Below are 19,647 nucleotides of genomic sequence, written 5' to 3'. Positions count from 1 at the left end.
TCACCATGTCCGACCTGCACAAGGAAGTCTCCGAACTGGAGCGCAAGTCCGCCACCGCGGCCCGCCTCTTCGACATCCGGCGGATCATCGGCGGCCTCTTCGTGGTCTACGGGGTGATCGTCACGATCGCCGGGATCAACCCGTCCGAGGCCGACCTGAAGAAGGCCGAGGGCGTCCACATCAACCTCTGGACGGGGCTGGCCATGCTGGTCCTCGGGCTGTTCTTCCTGGTGTGGCTGAAGCTGCGCCCGGCCGAGGCTCCGGGCGGCTCCGACACCGGCACCGATGCCTGAGTAGTCGGCACACTGCCCCACCGGGGCCGGACGTCACACGGCGTCCGGCCCCTTCTGCCCGGTGTCGACCGCCGCCCGTTCCAGCAGCCCGGTGCGGGCCGCCAGCGCCGCGGCCTCCAGCCGGGAGCCGACGCCCAGCTTCATCAGGACCCGCTGCACATGTGTACGGGCGGTGCTCGGCGCGATCCGCATCCCGTCCGCGATCAGCCGGGTGTCCTCGCCCTCCGCGACCCGTACCAGGACCTCGATCTCGCGCGGGGTGAGCATCTGCAGGAGCTGCTGCCCTTCGTCGTCCGGCTGGGCGGCCGGGTTGAGCAGCTCGGCGAAAGCGCCCTGGAGCAGTTGCGGCGCGACCGCCGTCTCCCCGGCACGCGCCTTGACCATCGCTCGCTCGACGCCCTCTATCCGCTCGTCGTGCCTGACGTATCCGGCGGCGCCGGCGGCGAAAGCGGCCGCGATCCCGCGCGGGCTGGGCACCGGTCCGAGCACCACGACCGCCACTTGCGGTCGCTCCCGTTTGATCCGGGCGATCGGGTCGAACGCGCCCGGATCGGCGGGCGTCGCGGTACCGAACAAGCACACCTCCGGGGCGCGGCTCACCACGATGTCCGCCGCGCCGGCGGTCGGCGCGGCCGCCGCCAGCACCCGGTGTCCCCGCAATTTCAGCGCCGAGGCGAGCGCCTCGGCGAGAAGTCGGTGGTCATCGACCACCATGAGCCGCACGCCCATCGAGAACCCCCTATCAGGACCCAGGCCCCCCGGCCCTCTTGACCCGGCAAGCTACACGCTTGTTCGACGTCGTGTGCCCCGTACCAGGCATAAGACCCCCGGAATGCCGAATCATGTGCCGTTCAGGGGCACTTGGCCGATGGCAAGTGGGCAGAAGGGAGCCGGAATCGGGCGGCGAACGAACAGCCCTGCCGGTCGGACGATCGACCGGCAGGGCTGTGGTGCGTGGTACTTCCCGTGAAGGCGTCAGCCGGCGCCGAACGAGACCGCGAGGTGCCGATCGGCGTCGAGCGAGCTGTCGCCCCGCTTGCTCACCATCGTCTCGGAGATGAACAGCCGGCCGTCCGAGTAGAGGAACTCGGCGTAGTCCGCGGAGAAGCTGGTCTCCGCGTTCCGGACGGCCTCGTCGGTCGGGTTCTCCAGCAGCACGGTCTGCTTGAAGGTGGAGCCGTCGATGGAGACGATCTGGCCACCCTTGTCGTACGGGGGCTCCTTGTACGCGATGATGTTGGACCCGTCCATACGGATCGGGAACATCGTGTACCGGTCACCCGCGTCGGCCTTGTCGCTGGTCGGCTTGCCGGTGGTGAGGTCGAACGAGACGATCTCGTTGGTGTCGCCGTATTCGCCCGTGCTCCCCTCGTGCTCCTCGGTCGGCAGATAGATGCGGTTGTTGCCGACCGCGAGCTGCTGGCAGGTCTCGACCTCGGTGGAGCCGCAGCGGGCGGCGTACTTCTCGCCGTCCGCGGCGATCTTGGTGAGCAGCTTGCCGGTCGACGCGTCGATCGAGAAGAAGTCCGAGATCCCGCTGCCGTCACCGGCGGTGTCGCCGACGTCGGCGGCGACGACCAGCGGCTTGGTGGAGACGATGCTCGCGTACTCGACGCCGGGCGGCATCTTGTACGAGGAGAGCGGGGCTCCTGTGGTCGGGTTCAGCGCCTGGATGACGAGCTGCGGGTCGTCGTACGTACCGCACTTGCGGACCACGGCGAGCGCCTCGCCGCCGCCGTACCCCTTGTCGTAGCAGCCGTCGGGGCTGACCTTCGGCTTCCAGCGTTCGGCGCCGGTCGCCAGGTCGAATGCGGCGCCGCCCTCGGTGCCGCCCGCGGCGACCGTGGTGCCGCTGAGCGTGATCTCGTCGAACCGGATCGCATCGTCACCACCGCTGGCGGCGGTCACCGACTTGCTCCATATGAGCTTGCCGGTGGTCAGGTCGAGCGCACCGACCTGGGTGCACGGCGGGTACTTGTTCGCCTTCGTGGCCTTGCCCGCCTCGAAGGCGATGGCGGTCCTGAAGTCCTTGGACATGTGCCGGGAGGCGGCGCAGAGCTGGCCGTCCAGCGCAATGGACCAGAGCTTGGTGCCCTTGACCTTGTCGTACGCGACGATCTCGTTCACGCCGGTCTTCACGAAGGCCTTGTCGGTCAGCCAGGAACCGTTGACCGCCGTGACGTCGGTGACCTTCGGTTCCGGGAGCTGGAAGGCGACCGTGGACCTGGTGTTCGCCGGGACCTTCTCCTTGCCGCCGCCGAGACCGCTGCCGGAGCCGCCCTTGCCCTCACCGGTGGTACCGGTGGAGTTGGACGCCTCCTCCTTCTTGCCGCCGTCGCCCCCGCTGGAGGCGAACCAGACGCCACCTCCGACGATCAGCGCCACGGCGACCACTGCGGCGACGACGATCTGCGTCTGGGTGCCGAACTTCTTGCCACCGTTCCCGCCCTGCTGCGGCGGCAGGTACTGCGGCTGCATCGGAGCGGTCGGGTAGCCGTACCCCTGCTGCGGCGGCTGACCGGGCGGCATGCCGTATCCCCCGCCCGGGGGTGTCTGCGGGTAGCCGTAGCCGGGCTGCTGCGGGTAGCCGTAGCCGGGCTGTTGCTGCGGCGGACCTGCGGGCGGCGTCTGCGGAGCACCGAACCCGCCGGCGGGCGGCGTCTGCGGGCCACCGAACCCACCGGCAGGCGGCGTCTGCGGGCCACCGAACCCACCGGCAGGCGGCGTCTGCGGAGCACCGAACCCTCCGGCAGGCGGCGACGGGGGCTGCGGAGCCGGCTGCTTGCCGAACGGGTCGGCGGGCGGCGGGGTCGGTGCCCCGAACCCTTGGGGCGGCGAGTCCTGGGGGGCGCCGAACCCGCCCTGGGGCGGGTCGTTGGGCGGCTGTGTCATGGCGTACGTACCTCGGGGGAAAGAGAGCCGGTCGGTCGGGACCTGGCGTGGTCGGTCATGGTCCGTCGGGTGCCTGCGTGAGCCGTCACTTGCCGAAGGCCATCATGGTCTTCGTCTCCAGCTCTTCCTTGTCGTTGGTCGCGCTGACCCGCCCGCTCGCGATGAAGGAACGGCCGCCCGCGTAGACAATCTTCGGGTTGTAGAACGAGCTCTCGATCTGGGACGTCGACGCCGGGTGCTGCAGCAGCACCCGCGGGGAGCCACCGGTCGGCGCCAGGGTGGCGATCCCGCCGCCCTTGTTGTACGAGGCCTCCAGGTAGAGCAGCACATTGCCGCTCTCCATCCCCAGCGGCGTCATGGTCCGCTCGGCCGGGGCCGCCGCCTTCCACTTGGGCTTGCCGGTGTTCAGGTCGAACGCCACGACCTTGTTCGTGCGGGCGGTGCCGCTGGAGTCGGCCGTGGTCGCCATGTAGAAGGTGTTGGCGTCGGCGGCGACACCGACACAGCCTTGCAGCGACTTGCCGAAGATGGCGAACGCGCTGCCGCAGTCCGGCGCGAACTTGTCGCCCTTGTCGCCGACCAGCTGGGAACGGAGCGTGCCGTTCTCCTTGATGGCGAGGATGCTCCACTTCTTCTTCTCGCTCTGGGTCAGCGAGACGACGAGCGGGCTCGCCGAGTAGACCCGGTCGACCTCCCAGCCCACGGCGGGACGGTACGTCCACTTGGGCTTGCCGGTGACCGGGTCGAGCTCCTGGATCTGGTTCTGGGGCTTGTCGACGTCGGCCGTGCGGCAGCTGGAGGCGGCGATCAGCTTCGTGCCGCCGGCGAAGGCGTACGGCTGGCAGTTGCCCGACTGCTTGCCGAACAGATCCTTGCCGTCACTGACGCGGTAGGCGTTGGAGTTGCCGGTGCGTCCGACGGCCACGGTGTCGCCGCTGATGGCGAGGGAGATGTCCGACATCATGTCCCAGATGCCGTTCTGCTTGATCGACTTCTTCCAGCCGGCCTTGCCGGTGTTGAGGTCGATCATCTGCAGGTCCGCGCAGTCCGCCTTGTCGGTCGTACCGTTCTTGACCCCGATGACGATCTTGCCGTCCGTGGTGGTCTGGGCGGGTGCGGAGCACAGATCCGCGGGCAGCTTCAGCGTCCACTTCTGCTTGCCGTCGGCCGCGGAGTAGCCGGAGATCGCCCGGTACATGCCCTTGACGACGGTGTCGCCGACGACCCAGGGGCCGTACACGTCGGAGCCGTTGCGCGGCAGGTCGACGTCGTTCTTCTGCAGCCAGAGGACCTTCGCCTCGCCGGCCTTGCGACCGGCGTTGAGGTCGTCGTCGCCTGCGCGGCCGTCGCCGTTGCCGTCGCCCTCGTTGACGGAGGGCGAGGCGGTCGCCTTCTGGTCGTCGGCGCTCCCGTGCGCGACGGGCTTCTTGTCGTCGTCACCGCCGCTGGTGGCGAGGAACACGCCACCGCCGATGACCAGCAGCGCCGCGACCGCGGCACCTATGATCACCGCGGGCTTGCCCTTGAAGGCGCTGCCGCCGCCGGGACCCACCGGGCCGCCCGGGACCGGGGCGCCGGGGTACTGCTGCTGCGGGTAGCCGTAACCGGGCTGCGGCGGCTGACCGTACGGTCCGGGCTGCTGACCGTAGGGGCCCGGCTGCTGACCGTAGGGGCCCGGCTGCTGGGCGTACGGGCCCGGCTGACTGTAAGGGCCGGGCTGCTGCGGGTAGCCGTAGCCGGGCGCCTGGCCGGGCTCCTGACCCGGCGCCTGCGGGTAGCCGTAACCGGGCTGGGCAGTAGGCGGCGCGGCCGGCATCTGCGGCGGCTGACCGGGCGGCTGAGGACTACCCTGCGGCGGTTGCTGGCTGGGCGGCTGGGTCATCAGCACGTCCCCCTTCGTGCGGTCCGGTGCCCGTTCCGGTCTCCCCCGCGATTCCGCAGGGCTGAATTCCCTTTGGAAAGGAGCGAATCGGGCATGGCTCCCGCGGCGTCACGACAGTCGAGCGGGGCTTCTTTTTACCATCAGCGCGCGTTCGAACACCGGGTCGGTCCACCCCCTGTTCCCAAGGGAGAACCGCCTCGTGATGCCGCCGTTACGCAGCCGGAGCGCGCGTCGCGCGACCGCAGCCGGTGCGCCTCGACGGGTGCCGCTCGATGTGCGGGTGCCAACTCTTCGCAAACTGTCATGACTTCGGACAGCGGGGGTTCGGCATGTCAAGGACCTTCGCACATCTCCGAGTATCGCCCGAATCCGGACGAACCATCAGAAACATTCAGTTTCATGACGGCTCGTCAGAGTCCTTGCGGACCTCGCGGGCCGTCAGGGACCGAAGACCAGGACGGTCTTCACCTTCTTCTCCTCCTTGTCGTCGGTCGCGCTCACGCGTGCGCTCACCAGGATGGAGCGGCCGCCCGCATACACCAGCCTCGCCATGTCGAAGGAGCTCTCGGCCTCGGCCGTCGACGCCGGATGCCGCAGCAGCATCGTCGGGGCGCCGCCCGTCGGTGCGAGGCTCGCGACGGCTCCGCTCTTCCGGTAGGTGCCCTCCACCCGGACTATCACGTTCCGGCCGTTCATCCGCAGCGGCTGCATGATCTGCCCGGCCGGGGCGGCGGCCCTCCACTTGGCCTTGCCGGTGTTCAGGTCGAAGGCGACGACCTTGTTGGTGAGAGCGGAGCCCACGGTCACCGGCTTGGTCGCCAGGTAGAACGTGTCGTCGTCGGCCGCGACCCCGGCGCAGCCGTCGAGGTTCCTGCCGCTCACCACGAGGTCCGCGTCGCAGGTGGCGGCGTAGTTCTCGTTCTTGCCGCCGATCATCTGGGAGCGGTACGTGCCGTTGTCCCGCAGCGTGACGATGGCCCACGCCCCGCCCTCGCCATCGCCCTTCTTCAGCGAAATCACCGGCGGGCTCGTCGAGTAGACCTGTTGGACCCGCCAGCCGGTCTTGACCCGGTACGTCCATTTCGGTGTGCCGGTGGCCGGGTCGATCTCCTCGACCTGCTGCTTGTCCTGCTCGTCGGCGTCGGTGCGGCAGCTGGTGGCGGCGATCGGCCGGGGACCGCTGGTGAACGCGAACGGCTGGCAGACACCCTGCCTCTTGCCGAACACTTCCTTTCCGTCGCTGACCCGGTAGCCCACGGAAGCACTCGCGCGCCCGAAGGTGACGAGATCCCCTCCGATACTCATCGCCACGTCCGACAACAGGTCCTGGACACCCTTGCGTTCAACGGTCTTCTTCCAGCCCGCCGTTCCGGTCCTGAGGTCGATCATCTGCAGGACGGAGCAGACCGAGTCCGACGAGGCACTCTCCTTGAGGCCGATGACGATCTTGCCGTCGGCGGTGGGGAGGGTCGGTGCGGCGCACAGGTCGGCGGGCAGCTTCAGCGCCCACTTCCGGGTGCCGTCGGCCACGGAGTAGCCGGAGACGGTGCGGTACATGCCCTTGGCGACGATGTCCCCGGTCAGCCAGGGGCCATACGCGTCGGCGCCGTTGCGCGGCACGTCGATACCGTTGTCCCGCATCCAGAGGACCTTGGCCTCGCCCGGCTTGCGTGCGGCGTTGAGCCCGTCGACCGGTACGGCCGTGTCGACGACCTCGGCCTCGACAGGGGGAGGGACGGGCTGCGAGGAGGTGGGCTTCCCGACGTCGGCGCCGCCGTGCGCCACGGGCTTCCTGCCGTCGTCACCACCGCTCACGGCGAACCAGACACCACCGCCGACCACCAGGACCCCGGCGACCACGGCGGCGACGAGGCCGGTACGTCTGCGGCCCGAGGGGTGACGACCGGCAGGGCCGCCGGGGCCACCCGTCGCCGGGCCGACGGGGTACGGCTGCTGCGGTTGGCCGTACCCGTATCCGTACGGACCGGGCTGGGGCTGCGACGGGGGCGGGGGCTGCTGGCCGTATCCCTGCACCGGCTGGGTGGGCCCCATCGGCTCCACAGGCTCGAACGGAGCCCCGAATTCACCCTGTGGCGGCTGCGGCTGGTGCGGGCCGGGCGGCCAGGTCATCGGAACGTCCCCCTTGGTGCGGTCGAACGGGAATCCTTTGTATCACCCGTATCGAACACACCATCAGCACCACCGGCCGCTGAGCGGCTGTCAGGCGCCTTCGGCAAGCTCCAGCCAGCGCATCTCCAACTCGTCGCGCTCCGCCACCAGTTCCCTCAGCTCCGCGTCCAGTTTCGCCACCTTCTCGAAGTCCGTGGCGTTATCGGCGATCTGTGCGTGCAGGGTCGTCTCCCTGCTCGACATCTTGTCGAGCTGCCGCTCGATCTTCTGCAGTTCCTTCTTCGCCGCCCGCGCCGCCTGTGCGGACACCGCCGGAGCCACCGCCCCGCCGGACTCCTTCACCGCCGCGGCAGCCGGGGCGGGCGAGGACGCCTCTGCCATCCGCTCCCTGCGCTCGATGTACTCGTCGATGCCGCGCGGCAGCATCCGGAGCGTGGCGTCGCCGAGCAGCGCCATCACCCGGTCCGTGGTCCGCTCGATGAAGAACCGGTCGTGGGAGATCACGATCATCGACCCGGGCCAGCCGTCGAGGAGGTCCTCCAGCTGGGTCAGGGTCTCGATGTCGAGATCGTTGGTGGGCTCGTCGAGGAAGAGGACGTTCGGCTCGTCCATCAGCAGGCGCAGGATCTGCAGCCGGCGCCGCTCACCGCCGGACAGGTCGGCGACCGGGGTCCACTGCTTCTCCTTCGAGAAGCCGAACTGCTCGCAGAGCTGACCCGCGGTCATCTCCCGGCCCTTGCCGAGGTCGACCCGGTCCCGTACCTGCTGAACGGCTTCCAGTACCCGCAGGTTCGAGTTGAGCTCGGCGACCTCCTGGGAGAGGTAGGCGAGCTTGACGGTCTTGCCGACGACGATCTTCCCGGCCGCGGGCTGTGCGTCGCCCTGGGTACGTGCCGCCTCGGCCAGCGCCCGCAGCAGCGAGGTCTTGCCCGCGCCGTTGACGCCGACCAGACCGATCCGGTCGCCCGGGCCGAGCTGCCAGGTGAGGTGGGTGAGCAGCGTCTTGGGGCCGGCCTGGACGGTCACGTCCTCCAGGTCGAAGACCGTCTTGCCGAGCCGGGCGTTGGCGAACTTCATCAGCTCGCTGGTGTCGCGCGGCGGCGGCACATCGGCGATCAGCTCGTTGGCCGCCTCGATGCGGTAGCGCGGCTTGGAGGTGCGGGCGGGAGCGCCGCGCCGCAGCCAGGCCAGCTCCTTGCGCATCAGGTTCTGCCGCTTGGACTCCTCGGTCGCGGCGATCCGCTCGCGCTCGGCGCGGGCGAAGACGTAGTCGCTGTAGCCGCCCTCGTACTCGTGGACGGTGCCCCGCTGGACATCCCACATGCGTGTACAGACCTGGTCGAGGAACCACCGGTCGTGAGTGACGCAGACCAGCGCCGAGCGTCGGCCCTGCAGATGCCGGGCCAGCCAGGAGATGCCCTCGACGTCGAGGTGGTTGGTCGGCTCGTCGAGGACGATCAGGTCCTGTTCGGCGATGAGCAGCTTGGCGAGCGCGATCCGGCGCCGCTCACCGCCGGAGAGCGGGGCGATGACGGTGTCCAGGCCGTGCTCGAAGCCGGGCAGGTCGAGCCCGCCGAAGAGTCCCGTCAGTACGTCACGGATCTTGGCGCTGCCCGCCCACTCGTGGTCGGCGAGATCGCCGATGACCTCGTGGCGGACAGTCGCCTTCGGGTCGAGCGAATCGTGCTGGGTGAGGACACCGAGGCGCAGGCCGCCGTTGTGGGTGACGCGGCCTGCGTCCGCGTCCTCCAGCTTGGCGAGCATCCGGATGAGGGTCGTCTTGCCGTCGCCGTTGCGGCCGACAACACCGATCCGGTCCCCCTCGGACACACCGAGGGACACACCGTCGAGCAGGGCACGGGTGCCGTACACCTTGCTGACCTGCTCGACATTGACCAGATTGACGGCCATTTCACTCCTGACTGGGGGATCGATCGACCTCCCAGGGTAATCGCCACGCGAGTGGGTTAGCGTGCGGCGATCGATCAGGGCGGGGACAGAGGACTTCCATGGTGATCAATTCGGTACGCGGCGCGGTCATGGCCGTGCTGGCGGCGGTGTCGGTGGCGGTGACCGGCTGCACGTCGTCCGCCCCGGACGACGGCGGTAACGGCAAGGAGGCGGCGCCGAAGCCGAGGACCGCGGCAAGGAGTGCGGTGAAGGGCGGCAGCATCGGGGGCTCCGGTTCTGCCTGTGCCCTGCCCGTCACCTTCGACCTCGCGGCGTCCTGGAAGCCGGCGGCCGTCCGGGTCGCCGAGGACGACGAGCTGAGCGAACTGGGCAAGCAGGGACCGCTCACGCTCGTCTGCGAGATCGACGCGAAGCCCGCCGGGAACATCGGCTTCCTGCGGGTGTGGACCGGGGACCGTACCGACGGCACCCCTCGCCAGGTCCTGACGGCGTTCCTGGCCGCCGACCCGAACGCCTCCGAAGCCGCGTACACCGAGGTGAAGGCAGGCGCCCTGACCGCGGCCGAGGTCCGCTACACCTTCAGCAGCGAGCTGCTGGACGAGCCCATGAAGCAGCGGGCCTTCGCCGTCTCCACCCCGAGCGGACCTGTCGTGGTGCACCTCGGCGGGCTGGACCCGCAGGAGCACCAGGAGATGCTCCCGGCGTACGAGCTGGCGAAGAAGAGCGTGCGGCTCGGCTGAGACGAATGCGGGTCTCCGCGGCGCCCGTGGTCAGCCCGACCGGCGCCGCCCCGCCCGCTCCACCAGCAGCCAGCCGCCCAGCGCCATCGCGACGGCGGCCGGGGCGCTGACCCGTACCGCGATCAGCATCGCCGTGCGCCCCTCCAGCAGCCCGCCGAAACCGACCGTCGACACCCCGAGCACCCCGAACAGGCAGAGCGTCACACCGAGCGCGGACACCGGCCCCGAGCCCGTCCCCGGTACCGCGGACACCGGCCGCTCGAAGGTACGGAAGACGGCGACCAGCCCCGCGGTGACGACCGCCGCCACCGCGATCCGCGCCGGCACCTGCGCCCACCAGGCGCCGCTCGCCGGCTCGGGCAGGGGCACGTCGAGGGCGAGCATCGCCCCGTACACCCCGAGCATCGCGGTGAGGTGCCAGAGGAAAGCCGTCATCGCGACCCCGTTGGCGGCGACGACCCCGCGCCACACGCGCGGGCGGGCGACCAACCGGGCACCGGGGCCGCGCAGCAGCTCGACCGCACCGACCAGCCAGAGGCCGTGGCAGAGCAGGGCCAGCGTGGGCGGCGCCATGTTGCTGATCTTCTCCCCGGGCATCCCGACCATGGAGAGCGGATACGGGCCGAGCGCGACCAGGGCGAAGGCGGCGGCAAGGCCGATGCCGGCCAGGAGCGCGGGTCGTGGGATGCGGCCGTCGGCGCGCAGGAAGCCGAGCTGGTGCACGGCCAGCCAGACGAACGCGAAGTTGAGGAACGCGATGTACGGGACACCGGCAGCGAACCGCAGCACGTCGACCGCGACCGCAGCCCCGGCGAGCCCGGCGAAGGCGCCCCAGCCGTACCGGTCGTGCAGCGTCAGCAGCGGCGGGGTGAACGCCACCATCGCGAGGTAGATCCCGATGAACCAGAGCGGCTGGGCGACCAGCCGCAGCGTGACCCCGGTCAGTCCGCCGCCCCCGCCGAGCAGCTGGACGATCAGCGCGGCAGCCCCCCAGACCAGGATGAAGACCATGGTGGGGCGCAGCAGCCGCTGCAGCCTGGCCCGGAGGAAGGCCGAGTAGACGGAGTCCGTGGACCCCTCCGGTTGCTTGCGGCGCAGGGAGCGGTGGGACAGGGCGTGCGAGAACCCGCCGACGAAGAAGAACACCGGCATGATCTGGAGCACCCAGGTCAGCACCTGGAGCCCGGGGACGACGGCGAGCAGGTTGCCCACACCGTCGGTGGTGACGGCGGCCATCAGCCAGTGCCCCAGGACGACCGTCCCGAGCGAGGCGACGCGCAGCAGATCGATGTAGCGGTCCCGGGTGGCGGGGGTGGCCCCGGCCAGTTCACGAACACTTGATCCCATACGGGTACGGTCGCGCCCGACGCCCCGGGGGCGGCAGCGCGACCGTACTCAGTTCCCGTCTGAGTACCCGCGGTCAGAGCACCGTGGCACCCGGCGCCGGGGACACCGCGACGCGCGCGGTCCGGCAGGTCCCCGACGTCAACAGCGCGTCCGCGACCTTCCGCGCCGACTCGGCGTCCGCCACCAGGAACGCGGTGGTCGGCCCGGAGCCCGAGACCAGGGCGGCCAGGGCGCCCGCCCCGGTGCCCGCGGCGAGGGTGTCGGCGAGCGAGGGCCGCAGGGACAGCGCGGCGGGCTGCAGGTCGTTGGAGAGCGCACCGGCGAGCGCGTGGGTGTCGCCTCTGCGCAGAGCGTCGAGGAGCGCCGGGGAGGCCGCCGGTGCGGGGACGTCGGTGTCCGCAGTGAGCCGGTCGAACTCGCCGTAGACGGCCGGGGTGGAGAGCCCGCCGTCGGCGACCGCGAAGACCCAGTGGAAGGTGCCGCCGACGTCGATCGCGGTCAGTTGTTCGCCGCGGCCGATCCCGAGGGCGGCGCCGCCGACCAGCGAGAACGGCACGTCGCTGCCGAGTTCCGCGCAGATGGCGAGCAGCTCGTCCCGGGTGGCGCCGGTGGACCAGAGGGCGTCGCAGGCGAGCAGCGCTGCCGCGCCGTCGGCGCTGCCGCCCGCCATGCCGCCCGCGACGGGGATGTCCTTGGCGATGTGGATGTGCACGTGGGGCGCGATGCCGTGGCGCTCGGCGAGCGCGATCGCGGCGCGGGCTGCGAGGTTGGAGGCGTCCAGCGGGACCTGGGCGGCGTCCGGGCCCGAGCAGGTGACCGTCAGCTCGTCGGCGGGGGTGACGGTGACCTCGTCGTACAGGCCGACGGCGAGGAAGACGTTGGCCAGGTCATGGAAGCCGTCGGGGCGCGCGGCACCCACCGCGAGCTGGACGTTGACCTTGGCGGGGACGCGGACGGTGACGCTCACTCACTGCTCCCGGAGGGCTGGTCCTCATCGGTCTTCGGGGCGGGCTTGTTCTCGGCGATGGCCGCGAACTCCTCGATCGTCAGTGCTTCGCCCCGGGCCTGCGGTGAGATCCCGGCCGCGACCAGGGCCGCCTCGGCGGCGGGCGCGGAACCCGCCCAGCCGGCCAGGGCCGCCCGCAGCGTCTTGCGGCGCTGGGCGAACGCCGCGTCGACGACGGCGAAGACCTCGGCCCGGCTCGCGGTCGTCGTGATCGGCTCGGTGCGCCGGACCAGCGACACCAGACCGGAGTCGACGTTCGGGGCCGGCCAGAAGACGGTGCGGCCGATGGACCCGGCCCGCTTGACGTCCGCGTACCAGTTGGCCTTCACCGAGGGCACGCCGTAGACCTTGTTGCCCGGCCGGGCGGCCAGCCGGTCGGCGACCTCGGCCTGCACCATCACCAGGGTCCGCTCGATGGTCGGGAACCGCTCCAGCATCGTCAGCAGGACCGGCACGGCGACGTTGTACGGCAGGTTGGCGACAAGGGCGGTGGGCGCCGGGCCCGGCAGCTCCGTGACCAGCATCGCGTCGGAGTGGACGAGCGAGAACCGGTCGGCGCGGCCCGGCATCCGGGCCGCGACCGTGGCGGGCAGCGCCGCCGCGAGCACGTCGTCGATCTCGACGGCGACGACCCGGTCCGCCGCCTCCAGCAGCGCCAGGGTCAGCGAACCCAGCCCCGGCCCGACTTCCACCACAACGTCGTCCGGGCGGACCTCCGCGGTCCGTACGATCCTGCGGACCGTATTGGCGTCGATGACGAAGTTCTGACCGCGCTGCTTCGTGGGGCGTACGCCCAGCTTCGCGGCCAGGTCGCGGATGTCTGCGGGCCCCAGGAGGGCGTCGGGCTCTGTGCTGCTCACCCGGTAAGCCTACGGCCGCAGTGCGGCCACGGGCTCGCCCCCCGTTGCACGTAGAGCTTCTTCGCCCGGAACGTCTGCTCGGACGCCGGGGCGTCCTGCGGGCGTCCTCTGCCACCGAGGGCATGCCAGGTGTGCGTGTCCAACCGGTACAGCCCGCCGTACGTGCCGCTGGGGTCGACCGCCCCGGTCCGGCCGCCGGACTCGCAGGCCGCGAGCCCGGCCCAGTTCGGCCCGTCCACGTCCGCCACCGACTGCGGACGCCGCCCGGTGCCCACCTTCACGATCCGGTCGACCGGCGTGCGGACGGTCTCCTCGTCCAGCACCCGGGGCCGCTGCCGGACGCCGTTGACGGTCCGCACGGCGTACGTGATCCGGCGGGCGCCCGGCCTGCCCTCGCGCTCGACGACTTCCGTACCGGCGAGGAGCGAGGGGTCCTCGGAGCGTTGCTCGGCGTACGGGATGAGCTCCTCACACACCTCGCGGGAGCAGGCGATCCGCATCACGGAGACCGTCTGGCCGTCGCGCGGGAAGCTCTGCGGGTCCACGGAGGTGGTGTCCTCGCCGCGCAGCGTGATGCCCGCCTCGTCGACGGCCTCGCGGACGGTCGCGGCGTTGGTGCGGACTGTGCGTTCCCGGCCGTCGGCCATGAAGGTCACGGTGCGTTCGGTACGGACGTCCAGGGCGAGCCCGGTCCGGCCGATCGCGGAGGAGCGGGTCGCGGAGAGGTACGCCCCCTCGGCGCGCACCCCGAGCTGACGCAGGGCGCCGTCGACCGTGCCGGCGGTGGTCCACATCCGGCGCCGGACCCCGTCGACGGTGACGGTCACCGGGCGGCTGTGCCGGACGGTGACCTCGTCGCCGTTTTCGAGCTCACTGCCGCGCGCGGGGGTGATGACGTCATGGGCGCCGACGGTGACGCCCTGCTCGTCGAGGAGCTCGTCGATGTCGTCGGCGAACGTGTGCAGGGTGCGCGGCTCCCCGTCGACAGTGAGTTCCACCGCCTTGTCGTCGGCGAGGAAGGCGGTGGTGCCGCCTGCCAGGAAGGCGACGACCAGGGCCTGCGGGACGAGCCGGCGCAGGTTCTCCGGGCGGACGGGGGCTCTGTGCCGCCGCGCGGCCCGCCGGGCCTCGGCCCGGCCGCCGGTGCGGATGCCCGCGGGGGCGGGAGGTGGCGCCTGGGCATCGACGACGGTCGGTTCGTGGACCGGCCACGGGGCGACGAGCGTCTCCTCCTCGTGGAACGACTCATGGACCCGCCCATGGAACGACGGCGCGGGGACGCTCGGCGGCGTCTCCACCGCCGTACCGCCCCTGCCCGTTGCCGCGCGGTGACTGCCCTGCAGATTGCTCACGACGCTCCAGAAGATCCGTCCGTCCGGTCGCCCGAGGGGCGTCCGGGACGATAGTGGACCTTCCGTCACTCTCCAAAACGGCGCGACTGCATACCGTCACGGGCGAGGCGTCAGTAGTCGAACGCGCGCGCCGTGTTCTCGTTGATCGCCGACGCCAGGGTGTCCTCGTCGACCCCCTTCACCTCCGCCATGGCCCGGAGCGTCACGGGAATGAGATAGGGCGCGTTGGGGCGTCCGCGGTACGGGGCGGGGGTGAGGAACGGCGCGTCCGTCTCCACCAGGACCAGTTCGATCGGCGCCACGGACAGCGCGTCCCGCAGCGGCTGGGCGTTCTTGAACGTCACGTTGCCCGCGAACGACATGAAGTACCCGGCGTCCGCGCAGATCCGGGCCATCTCGGCGTCACCGGAGTAGCAGTGGAACACGGTCCGCTCGGGGGCGCCCGCGTCGGCGAGGACGCGCAGCACATCGGCGTGCGCCTCGCGGTCGTGGATGACGAGCGCCTTGCCGTGCCGTTTGGCGATCTCGATGTGGGCCCGGAAGGACTCCTCCTGGGCGGCCATGCCCTCGGGGCCGGTACGGAAGTGGTCGAGCCCGGTCTCGCCGACGCCGCGCACCCGGTCGAGGGCGGCCAGCCGGTCGATCTCGGCGAGCGCCTCGTCGAGCGCGGCCTTCCCGCCGGGTTCGCGGCCACCCTGCCGCGACCAGCCGTCCGGGTCCCCGTGCACGATGCGCGGCGCCTCGTTGGGGTGGAGCGCCACCGCCGCGTACACACTCGGGTGCGCGGCGGCGGTCTCGGCGGCCCAGCGCGAGCCCTTCACGTCGCAGCCCACCTGGATCACGGTGGTGACGTTCACCGCCGCGGCCCTGGCCAGGCCCTCCTCGACGGTGGCATCCTGCATGTCCAGATGGGTGTGCGAATCGGCGACCGGTACCCGAAGGGGCTCGGGCAGCGGCGGCGCGTCCTTGGAGCTCATAGGGCGATCCTATGAGAGCCCGGTGTCACCGGGCGCGGACCTCACTTACGGCGCTGCCGCGTGCGAAACACATGCACGAAACGCCACTGACGCGGGGAGTGGTCCGACGCGCTCTCCGAGGCCGGTATGGGCCCGGCGGTGGCGCCGGTCGGGGTCGCGAAGTTCAGGCGTCGCAGGGTTTCCGCGATGGAGGAGACCTGCCCCGCGCGCATGATGCGGACCTTGTGCCCGTCGCAGTTGAGGCAGGTGAGCCGGTTCAACGGCGAGGGAACGAGCTGCCCCTGCACGCGGTACACGACGAAGGGCTGGCCGCGGCCGTCCGTGTGGTGCTCGATGTCGTAGACCTGTTCCCAACCATGTCCGCAACCCATACAGGCGAAGGCATACGCCTCATGCACGGTGGTTGCTGCGATCTCGCTCATGCCTGCTCCTCTTGTCCGCCGGACAAGCACTCCGGAGAATGCGTCCCTGATTCAGTGGACGCCTTTACCGGCGGGAGCGCACCAGGTCCTGTCGAGTGTTGGAGCGGTCTTGGCCTTCTCGTGGCAAAAGTGGCCGGTGCGCGGCTCGCGCTTTGCTTTTCACGATAGCCCTTTGCCTTCCGCTGGGCCGGTCCGAGCCGCATTCTTTGCCGCGACGACCGCATCGAAAACATCGCGTTTGGGCAGCCCGGCGGCTGCGGCGACGGCGGCGATCGCCTCCTTGCGCCGCTCCCCCGCCTCCTCGCGCACCTGCACCCTGCGCACCAGCTCGGCGGCGTCCAGTTCCTCCGCCGATTCCGCAGCGCCCTCGACGACGACGGTGATCTCGCCGCGTACGCCTTCGGCCGCCCAGACCGCGAGATCGCCCAACGGGCCGCGCTTCACTTCCTCGTACGTCTTGGTCAGCTCCCGGCACACGGCGGCCCGGCGGTCGCCGCCGAACACCTCGGCCATCGCGGCGAGGGTGTCGTCGAGTCGGTGCGGGGCCTCGAAGAAGACCATGGTGCGGCGCTCGTCGGCGACCTCGCGGAGCCGGCCGAGCCGCTCGCCGGCCTTGCGCGGCAGGAAGCCCTCGAAGCAGAACCGGTCGACGGGCAGCCCGGACAGGGCGAGCGCGGTGAGCACGGCGGACGGGCCGGGGACCGCGGTGACCTTGATGTCCTTCTCCACGGCGGCGGCGACGAGCCGGTAGCCGGGGTCGGAGACCGACGGCATCCCGGCGTCCGTGACCAGCAGCACCCGGGCGCCGTCCATCAGCGCCTCGACGAGTTCGGGCGTACGGGCCGACTCGTTGCCCTCGAAGTAGGAGACGACACGCCCCGTGGTGTGGATGCCGAGCGCCTGCGTCAGTCGGCGCAGCCGACGGGTGTCCTCCGCGGCGACGACATCGGCCGTCTCCAGTTCGGCGGCGAGCCGTGGCGGTGCGTCCGCCACATCGCCGATGGGGGTCCCTGCGAGTACCAGCGTTCCAGTCGTTCCAGTCACATCAGCCATCCTCCCAGCACGGGCGACAGCAGTCGCACAGATGCGTTCCCTACGATGGCGCGGTGACGAGTACTGCGCCCGAAGCCCAGCAGGGTCAAGACGCCGGGAACCAGCACGGTGAAGAGCTCCCGTCCTGGCAGCAGCGGCTGCGCCGCTTCGGCCATGCGCCCCGGTCCGTAATCGGGCTGCGTGAACGGCTGGTCCCGCCGTACACCCGGCCGGGACAGCAGCTCTGGACCGTGCTGGGGGTGTCCCCGTCGACGGCCGACCGGCTGGTGCGGTGGTCGGCCTGGGGCGGGCCACTGCTGGTGGCACTGGTCGCCGGGGTGCTGCGGTTCTGGCATCTGGGCAGCCCGAAGGCGGTGATATTCGATGAGACGTATTACGCCAAGGACTCCTGGGCCCTGATCAAGCAGGGGTACGAGGGGTCCTGGCCGAAGGACGTCGACAAGTCGATCCTGGCCGACCCGTCGCTGGTGCCGGTGCCGACGGAGCCCGGTTACGTGGTGCATCCGCCGGTCGGCAAGTGGATCATCGGGTTCGGTGAGCAGCTCTTCGGGTTCACGCCGTTCGGCTGGCGGTTCATGGTGGCGGTGCTCGGCACGCTGTCGGTGCTGATGCTGTGCAGGATCGGGCGGCGGCTGTTCCGTTCGACGTTCCTGGGGTGTCTGGCGGGCGCGCTGCTCGCCGTCGACGGACTGCACTTCGTGATGAGCCGCACGGCGCTGCTGGACCTGGTGCTGATGTTCTTCGTGCTGGGGGCATTCGGCTGCCTGCTGATCGACCGGGACTGGGCGCGGCGCAGGCTGGCTGCGGCGCTTCCGGTCGACGCCGAGGGCGTGCTGCGCCCGGACACACAGGTCGCGGAGACACTGCGTCTCGGGTGGCGGCCGTGGCGGATCGCTGCCGGGCTCTCGCTGGGCCTGGCGTTCGGCACGAAGTGGAACGGGCTGTACATCCTGGTCGCGTTCGGCCTGATGACGGTGTTGTGGGATGTCGGCGCCCGCCGGACGGCCGGCGCGGTCCGCCCGTACCAGGCGGTGATCAAGCACGACCTGCTGCCGGCGTTCGTCTCGACGGTGCCGGTCGCGATCCTGACGTACCTCGCGTCCTGGACCGGCTGGATCATCAGGAACGACCCCGAGCGCCACGGCTACTACCGGGACTGGGCGACGACCGACGGATCGGGCGGCAACTGGACCTGGCTGCCGGACTGGCTGCGCAGCCTGTGGCACTACGAGTACCAGGTCTACGAGTTCCACGTGAACCTGACCTCGGGACACACGTACCAGTCGAACCCCTGGAGCTGGATCGTCCTGGGCCGTCCCGTCTCGTACTTCTACGAGGAGCAGAACGGCTGCGCGAGCTCGGCGACCGGCAAGTGCGCCCGCGAGGTCCTGGCGATCGGCACACCGCTGCTGTGGTGGGCCGCGTGCTTCGCGCTGCTGTACGTGCTGTGGCGCTGGTTCTTCCGCCGCGACTGGCGGGCAGGTGCGATCGCGTGCGGTGTGACGGCGGGCTGGCTGCCCTGGTTCTTCTACCAGGAGCGGACGATCTTCCTGTTCTACGCGGTCGTGTTCGTGCCGTTCCTCTGTCTCGCGGTGGCGATGATGATCGGCGCGATGCTCGGCCCTGCTGCGGGCACCGGGCCCAAGTGGGAACTGGGCCTGGGGTCCGGCGATCCGTCCGGTGAGCGGCGGAGAACATGGGGGGCCATTGCGGCCGGCGTACTCGTTCTGCTGATTGTCTGGAATTTCATCTACTTCTGGCCGCTGTATACGGGAACGCCGATCCCGGAGAACTCCTGGCGCAACCGCATGTGGCTGGATACCTGGATTTGACCGAACTGTTCACGCCGTCGCGGATCGCTTTCCGATAACAAAAGCCCCCGCTGTCACTACCGTCCCGTAAAGTGCCCACAAGCGCTCTCTTGAACATGTTCAAGAGGGCCTTCCGGGGAGGGGGGACTGCACAGATGCGCAGTGGAGCGAAGGTCGCCGTCGTCGGCGGAGTGTTCGTGCTGGTGGTCGGCGGGGTGGGGTACGGGGCGTACAACGTCCTCGACGGGTTCGGCGGCAGCGGGGGCGGCGGTACGGACGGACGCTCCACCTCCGCCGAGGTGAAGACCGGCCCGCCGAGCAAGGCGGAGATCAGCGAGACGTCGGAGAAGTTCCTCAAGGCCTGGGCGGCCGGCCAGGCTTCCGACGCGTCCCAGCTCACCAACAACGCGGTCGACGCCGAACCGGCCCTCAGCGGATACAGCGACCAGGCCCACGTCACCAAGGCTGTGATCACCCCGGGCCCGGCAACCGGCTCGAAGGTCCCGTTCACCGTGAAGGCGACGGTGAGCTTCGAGGGGAAGTCCAAGCCCTGGTCGTACTCCTCGGAACTGACCGTCGTGCGCGGCCTGACCACCGGCCGGCCGCTGATCGACTGGAAACCGTCCGTGATCCATCCGGACCTGGCGGACGGCGAAACGCTGAAGACCGGCGAGGCGTCGGCCCCGTCCATCGAGGCGCTCGACCACAACGGCAAGGTGCTGACGAAGGAGAAGTACCCCTCGCTGGGGCCGATCCTGGACGCGCTGCGCGAGAAGTACGGGGAGAAGGCCGGCGGCACCGCGGGTATCGAGACCCGGATCGAGTCGGAGGACGAGAACACTCCGGACAAGACGCTGCTGACCCTGTCCAAGGGGAAGCCCGGCTCGCTGCAGACCACGCTCGACGCCCGTGTCCAGGCGGCGGCCGAGCAGGCCGTCAAGCGGTACTCCCAGGCCTCGGTGGTCGCCCTG

Annotated in this window: 16 protein-coding genes; 4 read left to right on the top strand and 12 right to left on the bottom strand. The window is 70.6% G+C overall.

Annotation, left to right across the window (positions count from 1 at the left end):
* Positions 1 to 5 precede the first annotated feature (5 nt).
* Positions 6 to 293, top strand: a complete 288-nt coding sequence (locus tag ACFU6I_RS38080) for a hypothetical protein (RefSeq protein ID WP_384375816.1) — start codon at positions 6 to 8, stop codon at positions 291 to 293.
* Positions 294 to 326: 33 nt separating this feature from the next.
* Here ACFU6I_RS38080 and ACFU6I_RS38075 read toward each other — a convergent pair whose 3' ends face one another.
* From ACFU6I_RS38075 to ACFU6I_RS38055, 5 genes are all read right to left on the bottom strand, one after another.
* The gene (locus ACFU6I_RS38075) at positions 327 to 1,022 is read right to left on the bottom strand and encodes a LuxR C-terminal-related transcriptional regulator (RefSeq protein ID WP_384375813.1); all 696 of its coding nucleotides are present in this window, start codon (positions 1,020 to 1,022) and stop codon (positions 327 to 329) included.
* A 246-nt stretch (positions 1,023 to 1,268) separates the two neighbouring features.
* Entirely contained in the window at positions 1,269 to 3,185 is a 1,917-nt protein-coding gene (locus ACFU6I_RS38070; protein ID WP_384375810.1) for a PQQ-binding-like beta-propeller repeat protein, read from the bottom strand.
* 85 nt (positions 3,186 to 3,270) lie between these two features.
* Entirely contained in the window at positions 3,271 to 5,067 is a 1,797-nt protein-coding gene (locus ACFU6I_RS38065) for a PQQ-binding-like beta-propeller repeat protein (protein ID WP_384375807.1), read from the bottom strand.
* A gap of 438 nt (positions 5,068 to 5,505) precedes the next feature.
* Entirely contained in the window at positions 5,506 to 7,197 is a 1,692-nt protein-coding gene (locus ACFU6I_RS38060) for a PQQ-binding-like beta-propeller repeat protein (protein ID WP_384375804.1), read from the bottom strand.
* Between the two features lie 90 nt (positions 7,198 to 7,287).
* A complete protein-coding gene (locus tag ACFU6I_RS38055) occupies positions 7,288 to 9,108 on the bottom strand; it encodes an ABC-F family ATP-binding cassette domain-containing protein (RefSeq protein ID WP_345517692.1) in 1,821 nt (606 codons plus the stop codon).
* Positions 9,109 to 9,206: 98 nt separating this feature from the next.
* Between ACFU6I_RS38055 and ACFU6I_RS38050 the strand changes: the two genes are divergently transcribed.
* Positions 9,207 to 9,848, top strand: coding sequence for a lipoprotein (locus ACFU6I_RS38050; RefSeq protein WP_384375801.1), 642 nt, complete (start codon positions 9,207 to 9,209; stop codon positions 9,846 to 9,848).
* A gap of 30 nt (positions 9,849 to 9,878) precedes the next feature.
* Here the strand turns inward: ACFU6I_RS38050 and ACFU6I_RS38045 are convergent, their stop codons facing one another.
* The 7 genes from ACFU6I_RS38045 to rsmI all read right to left on the bottom strand — a co-directional run bounded on the left by ACFU6I_RS38045 (position 9,879) and on the right by rsmI (position 16,865).
* Positions 9,879 to 11,195: an acyltransferase family protein gene (locus tag ACFU6I_RS38045; protein WP_384375798.1), complete on the bottom strand. Its 1,317-nt coding sequence runs from the start codon at positions 11,193 to 11,195 to the stop codon at positions 9,879 to 9,881.
* Positions 11,196 to 11,268: 73 nt separating this feature from the next.
* On the bottom strand, positions 11,269 to 12,162 hold the full coding sequence (locus ACFU6I_RS38040; RefSeq protein WP_384375795.1) for a 4-(cytidine 5'-diphospho)-2-C-methyl-D-erythritol kinase: 894 nt from the start codon (positions 12,160 to 12,162) through the stop codon (positions 11,269 to 11,271).
* Entirely contained in the window at positions 12,159 to 13,061 is a 903-nt protein-coding gene (gene rsmA / locus ACFU6I_RS38035; RefSeq protein WP_376665368.1) for a 16S rRNA (adenine(1518)-N(6)/adenine(1519)-N(6))-dimethyltransferase RsmA, read from the bottom strand. Before rsmA ends, ACFU6I_RS38040 begins: the two co-directional genes overlap by 4 nt.
* On the bottom strand, positions 13,058 to 14,413 hold the full coding sequence (locus ACFU6I_RS38030) for a ubiquitin-like domain-containing protein (RefSeq protein WP_384375792.1): 1,356 nt from the start codon (positions 14,411 to 14,413) through the stop codon (positions 13,058 to 13,060). The genes rsmA and ACFU6I_RS38030 overlap by 4 nt, the downstream gene beginning before the upstream one ends.
* A 110-nt stretch (positions 14,414 to 14,523) precedes the next feature.
* Positions 14,524 to 15,390 (bottom strand): TatD family hydrolase, encoded by an 867-nt coding sequence (locus ACFU6I_RS38025; protein WP_384375789.1) that lies wholly within the window; start codon positions 15,388 to 15,390, stop codon positions 14,524 to 14,526.
* A 41-nt stretch (positions 15,391 to 15,431) separates the two neighbouring features.
* The gene (locus tag ACFU6I_RS38020) at positions 15,432 to 15,812 is read right to left on the bottom strand and encodes a hypothetical protein (protein ID WP_384375786.1); all 381 of its coding nucleotides are present in this window, start codon (positions 15,810 to 15,812) and stop codon (positions 15,432 to 15,434) included.
* 159 nt (positions 15,813 to 15,971) lie between these two features.
* Positions 15,972 to 16,865 (bottom strand): 16S rRNA (cytidine(1402)-2'-O)-methyltransferase, encoded by an 894-nt coding sequence (rsmI, locus tag ACFU6I_RS38015; protein ID WP_384375783.1) that lies wholly within the window; start codon positions 16,863 to 16,865, stop codon positions 15,972 to 15,974.
* 53 nt (positions 16,866 to 16,918) lie between these two features.
* Between rsmI and ACFU6I_RS38010 the strand changes: the two genes are divergently transcribed.
* Positions 16,919 to 18,697, top strand: coding sequence for a dolichyl-phosphate-mannose--protein mannosyltransferase (locus ACFU6I_RS38010; RefSeq protein ID WP_384375780.1), 1,779 nt, complete (start codon positions 16,919 to 16,921; stop codon positions 18,695 to 18,697).
* A gap of 134 nt (positions 18,698 to 18,831) precedes the next feature.
* Positions 18,832 to 19,647: NTF2-like N-terminal transpeptidase domain-containing protein (locus ACFU6I_RS38005; RefSeq protein ID WP_384375777.1), on the top strand; the 816-nt coding region annotated here is incomplete at its 3' end.

Origin of the sequence: Streptomyces sp. NPDC057486, assembly GCF_042802415.1 — a bacterium.
Taxonomy (GTDB): Bacteria; Actinomycetota; Actinomycetes; order Streptomycetales; family Streptomycetaceae; genus Streptomyces; species Streptomyces yanii.
Note: the sequence above shows the minus strand (reverse complement) of the source record. Positions and strands in the feature narration are given on the sequence as shown.

Bases quoted from the DNA above. Each gene is read 5' to 3' on its own strand.
- rsmI (WP_384375783.1), bottom strand. From the start codon at position 16,865: ATGGCTGATGTGACTGGAACGACTGGAACGCTGGTACTCGCAGGGACC.
- ACFU6I_RS38075 (WP_384375813.1), bottom strand. From the start codon at position 1,022: ATGGGCGTGCGGCTCATGGTGGTCGATGACCACCGACTTCTCGCCGAG.
- ACFU6I_RS38020 (WP_384375786.1), bottom strand. From the start codon at position 15,812: ATGAGCGAGATCGCAGCAACCACCGTGCATGAGGCGTATGCCTTCGCC.
- ACFU6I_RS38060 (WP_384375804.1), bottom strand. From the start codon at position 7,197: ATGACCTGGCCGCCCGGCCCGCACCAGCCGCAGCCGCCACAGGGTGAA.
- ACFU6I_RS38025 (WP_384375789.1), bottom strand. From the start codon at position 15,390: ATGAGCTCCAAGGACGCGCCGCCGCTGCCCGAGCCCCTTCGGGTACCG.
- ACFU6I_RS38050 (WP_384375801.1), top strand. From the start codon at position 9,207: ATGGTGATCAATTCGGTACGCGGCGCGGTCATGGCCGTGCTGGCGGCG.
- ACFU6I_RS38045 (WP_384375798.1), bottom strand. From the start codon at position 11,195: ATGGGATCAAGTGTTCGTGAACTGGCCGGGGCCACCCCCGCCACCCGG.
- ACFU6I_RS38055 (WP_345517692.1), bottom strand. From the start codon at position 9,108: ATGGCCGTCAATCTGGTCAATGTCGAGCAGGTCAGCAAGGTGTACGGC.
- ACFU6I_RS38065 (WP_384375807.1), bottom strand. From the start codon at position 5,067: ATGACCCAGCCGCCCAGCCAGCAACCGCCGCAGGGTAGTCCTCAGCCG.
- ACFU6I_RS38070 (WP_384375810.1), bottom strand. From the start codon at position 3,185: ATGACACAGCCGCCCAACGACCCGCCCCAGGGCGGGTTCGGCGCCCCC.
- ACFU6I_RS38080 (WP_384375816.1), top strand. From the start codon at position 6: ATGTCCGACCTGCACAAGGAAGTCTCCGAACTGGAGCGCAAGTCCGCC.